The organism is Variovorax sp. Soil_C_12 (assembly GCF_057657375.1).
On the sequence record NZ_JBDGIO010000017.1, the window covers coordinates 128,428 to 135,433 of the forward strand.

A 7,006-nucleotide genomic window follows, 5' to 3' on the forward strand; every position below is an offset into this window, starting at 1 on the left:
AGTGAGGAGCACATGCCGAACCCACGCCCCAAACGCTTCATCATCATCCCCAAGCTCGGCGCGGTCGAGGTGGCGCCGACACCGAGCCAAACGATGCGGCTGATGCGCCTGTCGCCGGCTTCGGCCACCGCCACGAAGCGTGCTCGAGTCGGCAGCGCCGGCGCTCGCTCAGCCACGCGCGGGCAGCCACCGGCGTTGGGGCTCAGGGTCGTGAACAGCTCGCCGGCCGACGGTGCCGTGCTGGTGGAAGCAGGGCATGCGTCCATCACCCAGGTGAAGGCACGTACGCCAGCGGGAGCCAAGGTGATCGAGGAGCAGTGGTACCGCCTGGAGCGGCCGGCAAGGCCCTGGCTCAAGCTGAGCGCAACGCTCAGGAAGCCGCGGACAATTGCCGGCCATGCGATGAAATGGACGGTCACGGTCGTGCTGGACGGCGCCGCGCGCAAGCGACTGGCCCGTGCGCTGGTCACGGTCATGGTGGATGAAGCCAAAGGCATCGGCGTGGAGCTTCTGACGGACCGCTTCGGACGCGCGACCTTCGAGCTCAGCACCAAGACGACGCGGCTGGATGCGATCTATGTCGATCCACTGCACGGCGGCTGGCCCATCGCCCTCTCGAACGTGGATATCGCCGCGCAGGGCATGGAGATCGCCGTGCCCGGGATCGATCTGAAGAGCGCCGACGTGCGCGGCCTGATCTACGGCAAGCCCCCGGCCGGCGCTGGAAGGGGGGTGAAAGTAGGCGTGGTCGACACCGGTGTGGGGCCTCATACGGCGCTCAAGGTCGCGGGTGGGCGCAACACCACGACCAACGAGTCGGTACGCCGCTATCGCGACGAGGACGGACACGGATCGCACGTGGCGGGTGTCATTGCAGCCGCCGCGGCCGGCTGGCGCCGTGGCGAGGCCAGTGCCGTGGGACTGTACGCCTACCGGATCTTCGAGGCGGGCGACCCCTACGCGTCGACCTTCGCGATCCAGGCAGCGATCAAGCAGGCTGCGATCGATGGGTGTGACCTGATCAATCTGAGCATCGGCGACAGCATGGCCGACGAGAGCGTGCGCGACGCTGTCGAGTTCGCCTGGTCGCTCGGCAGCGTGTGCATGGCCGCCACAGGCAACGACGGCAAGGGCCAGGTGGACTACCCGGCGCGCTATGCCAAGGCGGTTGCCGTTTCGGCCATCGGTCTGGACGGCAGTTGGCCGCCTGGCGCCAATTTCGCGTGGACCCTGGGCGCCTCGCGCGGCAAGGACATCGCGCGGCACCAGAGCTTTCTCGCCAGCTTTTCCAACCGCGGCACCAAGGTGGCCCAGACCGCGCCCGGCGTGGCGGTCGTCTCCACCATCTTCGACGACCGCTGGGGCGCCATGTCAGGCACCTCGATGGCCACGCCGATCGCCACCGGGGTGTTGGCCCGGCGCCTGGCCGCCAGCCCCGTGCGCGACATGCCGCGCAACGCGGTGCGTGCGGCGGCGGTCGTCCAGCTGGCGCTCGACCATGCCGAAGACCTGGGCTTGGCCGCCACGATGCAGGGGTGTGGTTTGGCCCGATAATCCAGGCATGGACCGGTACGTGTTCTTCAACGCCAAGAGCGGGGATGCCAAGGCGCTCACCGCGGCGAAGAAAACCGCCCGGGCGCTGGGCGCCACGGTGGTAGGTGCGGCCGCGGGCTCCATGCTGGTGGAGGCCGCCCCGGCGCAGGCCGAACAGGTCGCCCAGGCGCTGCCAGGCTGGCGCTACACCGCTGAGCGCAAGACGGCGCGTGTGCCGGAACGCAGGCCGCTGCAGCGCGCCAAGCAAGCCGCCGCCAAGAACTGACCCTCCATTGGGCAGTCCTCGCCGGGGCCAAGGCCCCGCAGGCCGCGCCGACGATTCAAGTGCGGTGACACGTCACTTTGCTCAGGTCGAAGTCCGACACTGGTCTTGGCCCAGAAAGGTGATTGCACAGGGTGCGGTTGCGCCTGCTGACCGAGCGCAGCGTGCCATCGGCGGCGGCGGCGACGGCGGCGCTCCAGCATGGCCGCCACGACACATGCCATTTTTGCAGGCGCAGCATCGCGGCGCAGGCGTGGCAACGGTTTTCAGCGTTGCCCACATCCTTTTCCACCGTCTTGTCCACCGCAACGGTGGAGAACTTGCCTCTCGGTGAGGGGCCCGGTAGAGGGGCGGCAAGGAGCAAGTTGTACACATTTGGTAGTACGCGGCGACAACAGGCGACTGGGCGGCCCAAGCGCCTTCACCCCCAGGGTCACCACGGTCAGCCGCCGCGCCGCTCCCTTCGCCAATCCCAGGGCACCACAGGCTCCGGTAGGCCGGGATCCCGGACGTGGACCTGCCCACGATGCGGCGGCCGTCGTCCAGCGCTTCGAGCTGCTGCAGCAGGGCGCGCTTGAGTTCTGCCCGTTCGAAAATCGATTCCTGGACCTAGCGCACGCCGCCCACTGCATCCGCCAACGAGGTGGCGCTCCGAATTCTCTTCGCCACGACGTCCGCTTCTTCCTTGAGAAGTCCGCGCTGGTGCTATGTCTCGAACTGCTCCGCTATCCGCTTCAACGCGACGTCGAGGTCGCCGGGTTCGCGTCGTGCAGCGCCACGTCGAGCCCTGCCCGCGCGAAAATGATGGCCCAGGCCGAGCCGACGAGCCCTGCCCCCACGCAGGCGAACTCGGTGACGGCGGGCGTATCACGGATTTCCATCGGCATCGGCTTACTCCACCTTCGCACCGGAGAACTTGATGATCTCGCCATAGCGCGTGATCTCGCTCTCCATGAACCGGCCGAAGTCCTCGGAGGAGCCGGAGGCGATGTCCGCCCCGTAGTTCACGAACTTGTTCCGGATATCCGGGTCCGCGAGCACCTTGGTCAGTTCCGTGTGCAGGCGGACGACGATCTCGCGCGGCGTGCCCGCCGGCGCCATGAGGCCGTACCAGGCCGAAGCGCGCATGCCCTTTTCGGCCGTCGCCTCGTCGAATGTCGGCACGTCCGGCAGGGCCGGCAGCCGCTTGTCCGACGGCACGGCAAGCGCGCGCAGCTTGCCGCCGCGGATGTGCGGCAGCGCGCTTGGATCCAGCATCATCGTGATCTGCTGGCCGCCCATGAGGTCGGTCAGCGCCGGCCCGGCGCCCTTGTAAGGGATGTGCAGCAGGTCGATGCCATAGACCCGCGAGAGTGTGGCGCCCGCCAGGTGCCCCGAGGATGCCGATCCCGCCGAGCCGTAGGTCAGCTTTCCCGGCGCGGCCTTGGCCGCGGCAATGAGCTGCGCGGCGGTCTGGTAGGGCGAGTTAGCCGGCACCAGCAGCACGTTCGGCGCCGACGCGATCAGGCCGATTGGGGCGAAGTCCTTGTGCGGGTCGAAGCCCAGCTGCGTGTACAGGTTGGGGTTGGCCGCATTGGGCGTGCTCGAGCCCAGCAGCAAGGTGTACCCGTCCGGCTTGGAGCGCGCGAACAGGGCCGTGCCGATGTTGCCGCTGGCGCCGGACCGGTTGTCGACGACCACGCTCCGGCCAAGCCGTTCGCCCAGCGCCTGCGCCACCAGCCGCGCGATGGCATCGGTCAGGCCGCCTGGGGGGAAGGGCACGATCATCCGCACCGGCTGGTTCGGATACGCCTGCGCGTTTGCCGTCACGCCGGCAAGGCCCAGGGTTGCGCCAGCGGTGGCGAACGCCAGCGAGCGGGTAAGGAATGTTCTCTTGTGCATGATGTGTCTCCAGAACTCTCGTTAAGTATTGGGCAATGGAATGTCCAGCGTCGTGGTGCGGCGCAACTCCCGGCGGTGCTGCTTGTCGTCGAACGGGCGTGCGCGGTGCATCGTGGCGCGGTTGTCCCAGAGCACGAAGTCGTTCGGATGCCATTCGTGCTGGTAGACGAAGCGGCGCTGAGTGGCGTGCTCGATCAGGTCGCGCAGCAGCAGGCGGCCTTCGGGCAGGGGCCAATCCAGGATGTGCGAGGCATGCGAGGCGAGGTAGAGCGACTTGCGTCCCGAGCCCGGGATCACCCGCACCAGCGGATGGTCGGCACCCTTGAGCTTGTCCTGTTCCTGCTTGGAAAATTCGAACCCCATGACGAGGCGCGAGTAGACGATGGAATGGTGCACGCGCAGGCCGGCGATCGTGGCCTTGGTTTCATCGTCCAGCGCATCGTAGGCGGCGCGCATGTCGGCAAACTCGGTGTCGGCGCGCACCGGGGGCACCACCTTGGCGAGCAGCATCGAATAGCGCCCGGCCGGATCGACGAAGGAAGCGTCCGTATGCCACAGGCGGTTGCTCACCGAGCCCATGCGCCGCCGGTCATCGGCCGCCATGATGTTGCCCTGCTCGTCGACATTGGCCACGTCCGACAGCGCCTCGCTGCCCAGGCGGTTCTTGGCCAGCACGGACAAGGACGTCTGCGCGTGCAGTTTGCCGTCGAAGCGCTCGCTGAAGTCGAGCTGCTCGTCGGCGTCCAGCGTCTGGTCGCGGAACACCACCACGGCGTGCTCGTCCATGGCAGCGCGAATCTGAGCGAAGGTCTCTTCATCGCGCACGAGGCGCAGATCGATCGGTCCCGCCTCCGCGCCGAAGAGGGGATGCAGTGGGGTGAATGAGAGCTTCATGTGACGCTTGTCTCCTTGTCATGAGGGATGGGGGTCGGGCGTCGCGTGCGCCCTTTCACCAGGTCGACCGCATACGTGATGGCGTCGACCATGCTGTCTGCGTTGGCGATGCCGCGCCCGGCAATGTCGAAGGCGGTACCGTGGTCGACCGAGGTCCGCAGGATCGGCAGGCCCAGCGTGACGTTGACCCCGCTTACGGATTTCCACACACCGGTGGCCGGGTCGATGCTGAAGCCGAGCAGCTTGACCGGGATGTGGCCCTGGTCGTGGAACATCGCGACCACCGCGTCGAATTGCCCGGCGCGCAGCTTGATGAACACGGTGTCGCCGGCCCAGGGGCCGGTGACTGCGTGCCCCTGGGCCGCGTAGGCGTCCACGACCGGCGCGATCACGTCGCGGTCCTCGTGGCCGAGGATGCCGCTCTCCCCCGCATGCGGGTTCAAGCCGGCGACCGCGATGCGTGGGCGCTCGATGCCCAGCGCGCGCAGCGCGTCTAGCGTCACGTCCAGCACGCGGCGGAGCCGGACGGGCGTCACGCGCGACGGCACCTCGGACAGCGGGCAATGGGTGGAGACATGGCTCACGCGCATGCCGCCGTGCGCCAGCATCATCACGCCGTCGCGCATGCCGGTCAGGTGGGCGAGAAGCTCCGTGTGGCCTTCGAAATGGTGGCCGGCCAGTTGCAGCGCTTCCTTGCACAGCGGCGCCGTCACGATCGCCTGCGCGCGGCCGTCCTGCGCCCAGCGAACGGCCTCGGCGATAGCGCGGTACGACCACTCGCCGGCGGGGCCCGACACTTCGCCGATGACGATGGCCCCTTCGACGGGGCCGACGTCGTGCACGTCGAGCGACGGCGGCAGGCGGCCTTCCGCCAAGCCCAGTTCGCGGGCAGCGGCATCCAGTGCAGCACGGCTGCCGAAGGCCGTGAGACGCACCTCCACCCCGAGCGGCCGGTCCGCCAACATGCGTACGGCCTTGAGGATGATCTCGGGGCCGATGCCGGCAGGGTCGCCCATGGTGAGGGCTAGGCGGATGGGTTCGGTCATGGTGTGGTCGCAATTTCTGTGAGTTGAGGGCGCGGGGCCGCAGCGCCGCAGGAGGCCAGCAGTTCGGCGAGATCGTCGGCGTCGCCGAACGCACCAGACCGGCTCAGGCAGCGCACGCCGTCCCAGGGGCCGCCGACGAGTCGCGCGCTGCCCCAGCCGGCGCGCGGCGACAGGCCCGCGACCAAGGCGTCAACCTGGGCGGCGTCGCACAAGGCCAGCAGCGAGTCGCCACCGATGGCGATCAACAGCTGGGGCCGCGGCCCCGCCACCACGCGGGCAGCGCCCTGGGCCAACGCAGCGGCGGCTTGGGCAGGCGCCAGTTCATCGGCCGACGAAAAGTCCATGATCCGGACACGTCCCGGCCCCACCGCGGAATCGAACATGGCCATGTGCTTCAGCTGGCAGCGCAGCACGGGATGGCGGCTCGCCGTGGCGATCAGGACCTCGGTTGCGGCGGCGCTCTCGGCTGGGCTGAACGACGCGGCCCTGCGCCCGCGGCGCGCCAACGCCAGGGCGAGCCCGGCGCTTCCGCACCAGAGCACGCCGTCCAGGCCGGCGAACTCGGACACCACCCGGTCGAGATCGGCATCGTCGCGGGCATCGGGAACGACGATCCGCGTGGTGCCGATGCGGCCGCTCCCGTCAGGTTGCAGCACCATGCTGTGGCGCACCAGGGCGTCGCGCAGCACCATGGCGGAGACGGGGGGTTCGCCGTCGAGGCATGCGACGACCAGGCGGCCGCCGATCACCCGGCGCGCCAAGGTAGGAAATGCCGGCGCGAACACGATGCTTCCGAACCTGCCGCTGCGGGCGAGCCATGCCAGCTCAGCCAGGCTGTTGCCGCGCAGCAGACTGTCCACCTTCTTGTAGGGCGTTCGTGCACCGGCGAGCCAGTCGATGCAGGCAGCAAGCCGCGCTTCGAGTGCCTCGCCCGTGACACTCCTGCTCACCGTCGTACAGACTTCGACCTGTGCCTTCCAAGGCAAGGCTTCCGGCCGGCGCAGCGCCACCGGCACGCCTTCGGCATCCGCGAAAGCGGCTGCGCAATCGAGCGCGCCGGTCAGGTCGTCCGCGAGGATTCGGCAGGCAACGTTCATGCGGCTTCTGCGATGTGGAGAACGACGTCCGACTCGCGCAGCCTTTGCGCCTCGGGCGCTGGCGGCGCGGCATCCGTGAACACCTCATGGATCGCATCCAGGGTCTGTCCATATTGCCGGACCGGTTCGGACTTCTGGATGTCAGCTATCGCGACCTTGTGCGCCGCCGGTATGTCGGCACCGACGACGACGCCTGCGTACTCCGACAGGACCCTGCCGCGCGAAAGCGCGTGCCGCGCGATCGCCACGTTGTCGTTCGGATCCAGCCTGAG

At 68.7% G+C, this 7,006-nt stretch carries 8 protein-coding genes and 1 pseudogene; 2 read left to right on the forward strand and 7 right to left on the reverse strand.

Translation table 11 applies throughout. The annotated features are described in order from the left end of the window. Window positions 1–12 precede the first annotated feature (12 nt). On the forward strand, window positions 13–1,554 hold the full coding sequence (locus AC3A6X_RS31205) for a S8 family peptidase (RefSeq protein WP_487845814.1): 1,542 nt from the start codon (window positions 13–15) through the stop codon (window positions 1,552–1,554). 7 nt (window positions 1,555–1,561) lie between these two features. Then, entirely contained in the window at window positions 1,562–1,819 is a 258-nt protein-coding gene (locus AC3A6X_RS31210) for a hypothetical protein (protein ID WP_487845815.1), read from the forward strand. A gap of 55 nt (window positions 1,820–1,874) precedes the next feature. On the opposite strand, the gene AC3A6X_RS31215 is transcribed toward AC3A6X_RS31210, so the two are convergent. The 7 genes and pseudogenes from AC3A6X_RS31215 to AC3A6X_RS31245 form a co-directional block, all read right to left on the reverse strand. Further along, window positions 1,875–2,120 carry a hypothetical protein gene (locus tag AC3A6X_RS31215; protein ID WP_487845816.1) on the reverse strand — a complete coding sequence of 82 codons (246 nt, stop codon included), beginning with the start codon at window positions 2,118–2,120 and terminating at the stop codon, window positions 1,875–1,877. A gap of 430 nt (window positions 2,121–2,550) precedes the next feature. After that, entirely contained in the window at window positions 2,551–2,703 is a 153-nt protein-coding gene (locus AC3A6X_RS31220; RefSeq protein WP_487845817.1) for a 3-hydroxyacyl-CoA dehydrogenase NAD-binding domain-containing protein, read from the reverse strand. A 4-nt stretch (window positions 2,704–2,707) separates the two neighbouring features. Further along, window positions 2,708–3,697, reverse strand: a complete 990-nt coding sequence (locus tag AC3A6X_RS31225) for a Bug family tripartite tricarboxylate transporter substrate binding protein (RefSeq protein ID WP_487845818.1) — start codon at window positions 3,695–3,697, stop codon at window positions 2,708–2,710. 21 nt (window positions 3,698–3,718) lie between these two features. Continuing rightward, entirely contained in the window at window positions 3,719–4,591 is an 873-nt protein-coding gene (locus tag AC3A6X_RS31230) for a TauD/TfdA dioxygenase family protein (RefSeq protein WP_487845819.1), read from the reverse strand. Continuing rightward, window positions 4,588–5,637 carry a 4-hydroxythreonine-4-phosphate dehydrogenase PdxA gene (gene pdxA / locus AC3A6X_RS31235; RefSeq protein WP_487845820.1) on the reverse strand — a complete coding sequence of 350 codons (1,050 nt, stop codon included), beginning with the start codon at window positions 5,635–5,637 and terminating at the stop codon, window positions 4,588–4,590. The genes AC3A6X_RS31230 and pdxA overlap by 4 nt, the downstream gene beginning before the upstream one ends. Further along, entirely contained in the window at window positions 5,634–6,734 is a 1,101-nt protein-coding gene (locus AC3A6X_RS31240) for a four-carbon acid sugar kinase family protein (protein WP_487845821.1), read from the reverse strand. The genes pdxA and AC3A6X_RS31240 overlap by 4 nt, the downstream gene beginning before the upstream one ends. Beyond that, window positions 6,731–7,006, reverse strand: a pseudogene (locus tag AC3A6X_RS31245) (hypothetical protein); the annotation flags it as partial. The pseudogene AC3A6X_RS31245 and the gene AC3A6X_RS31240, both read right to left, overlap by 4 nt.

Excerpts from the sequence above, each read along its gene's own strand:
- AC3A6X_RS31205 (WP_487845814.1), top strand. The coding sequence starts at position 13 with ATGCCGAACCCACGCCCCAAACGCTTCATCATCATCCCCAAGCTCGGC.
- AC3A6X_RS31225 (WP_487845818.1), bottom strand. The coding sequence starts at position 3,697 with ATGCACAAGAGAACATTCCTTACCCGCTCGCTGGCGTTCGCCACCGCT.
- AC3A6X_RS31230 (WP_487845819.1), bottom strand. The coding sequence starts at position 4,591 with ATGAAGCTCTCATTCACCCCACTGCATCCCCTCTTCGGCGCGGAGGCG.
- AC3A6X_RS31220 (WP_487845817.1), bottom strand. The coding sequence starts at position 2,703 with ATGCCGATGGAAATCCGTGATACGCCCGCCGTCACCGAGTTCGCCTGC.
- pdxA (WP_487845820.1), bottom strand. The coding sequence starts at position 5,637 with ATGACCGAACCCATCCGCCTAGCCCTCACCATGGGCGACCCTGCCGGC.
- AC3A6X_RS31210 (WP_487845815.1), top strand. The coding sequence starts at position 1,562 with ATGGACCGGTACGTGTTCTTCAACGCCAAGAGCGGGGATGCCAAGGCG.
- AC3A6X_RS31240 (WP_487845821.1), bottom strand. The coding sequence starts at position 6,734 with ATGAACGTTGCCTGCCGAATCCTCGCGGACGACCTGACCGGCGCGCTC.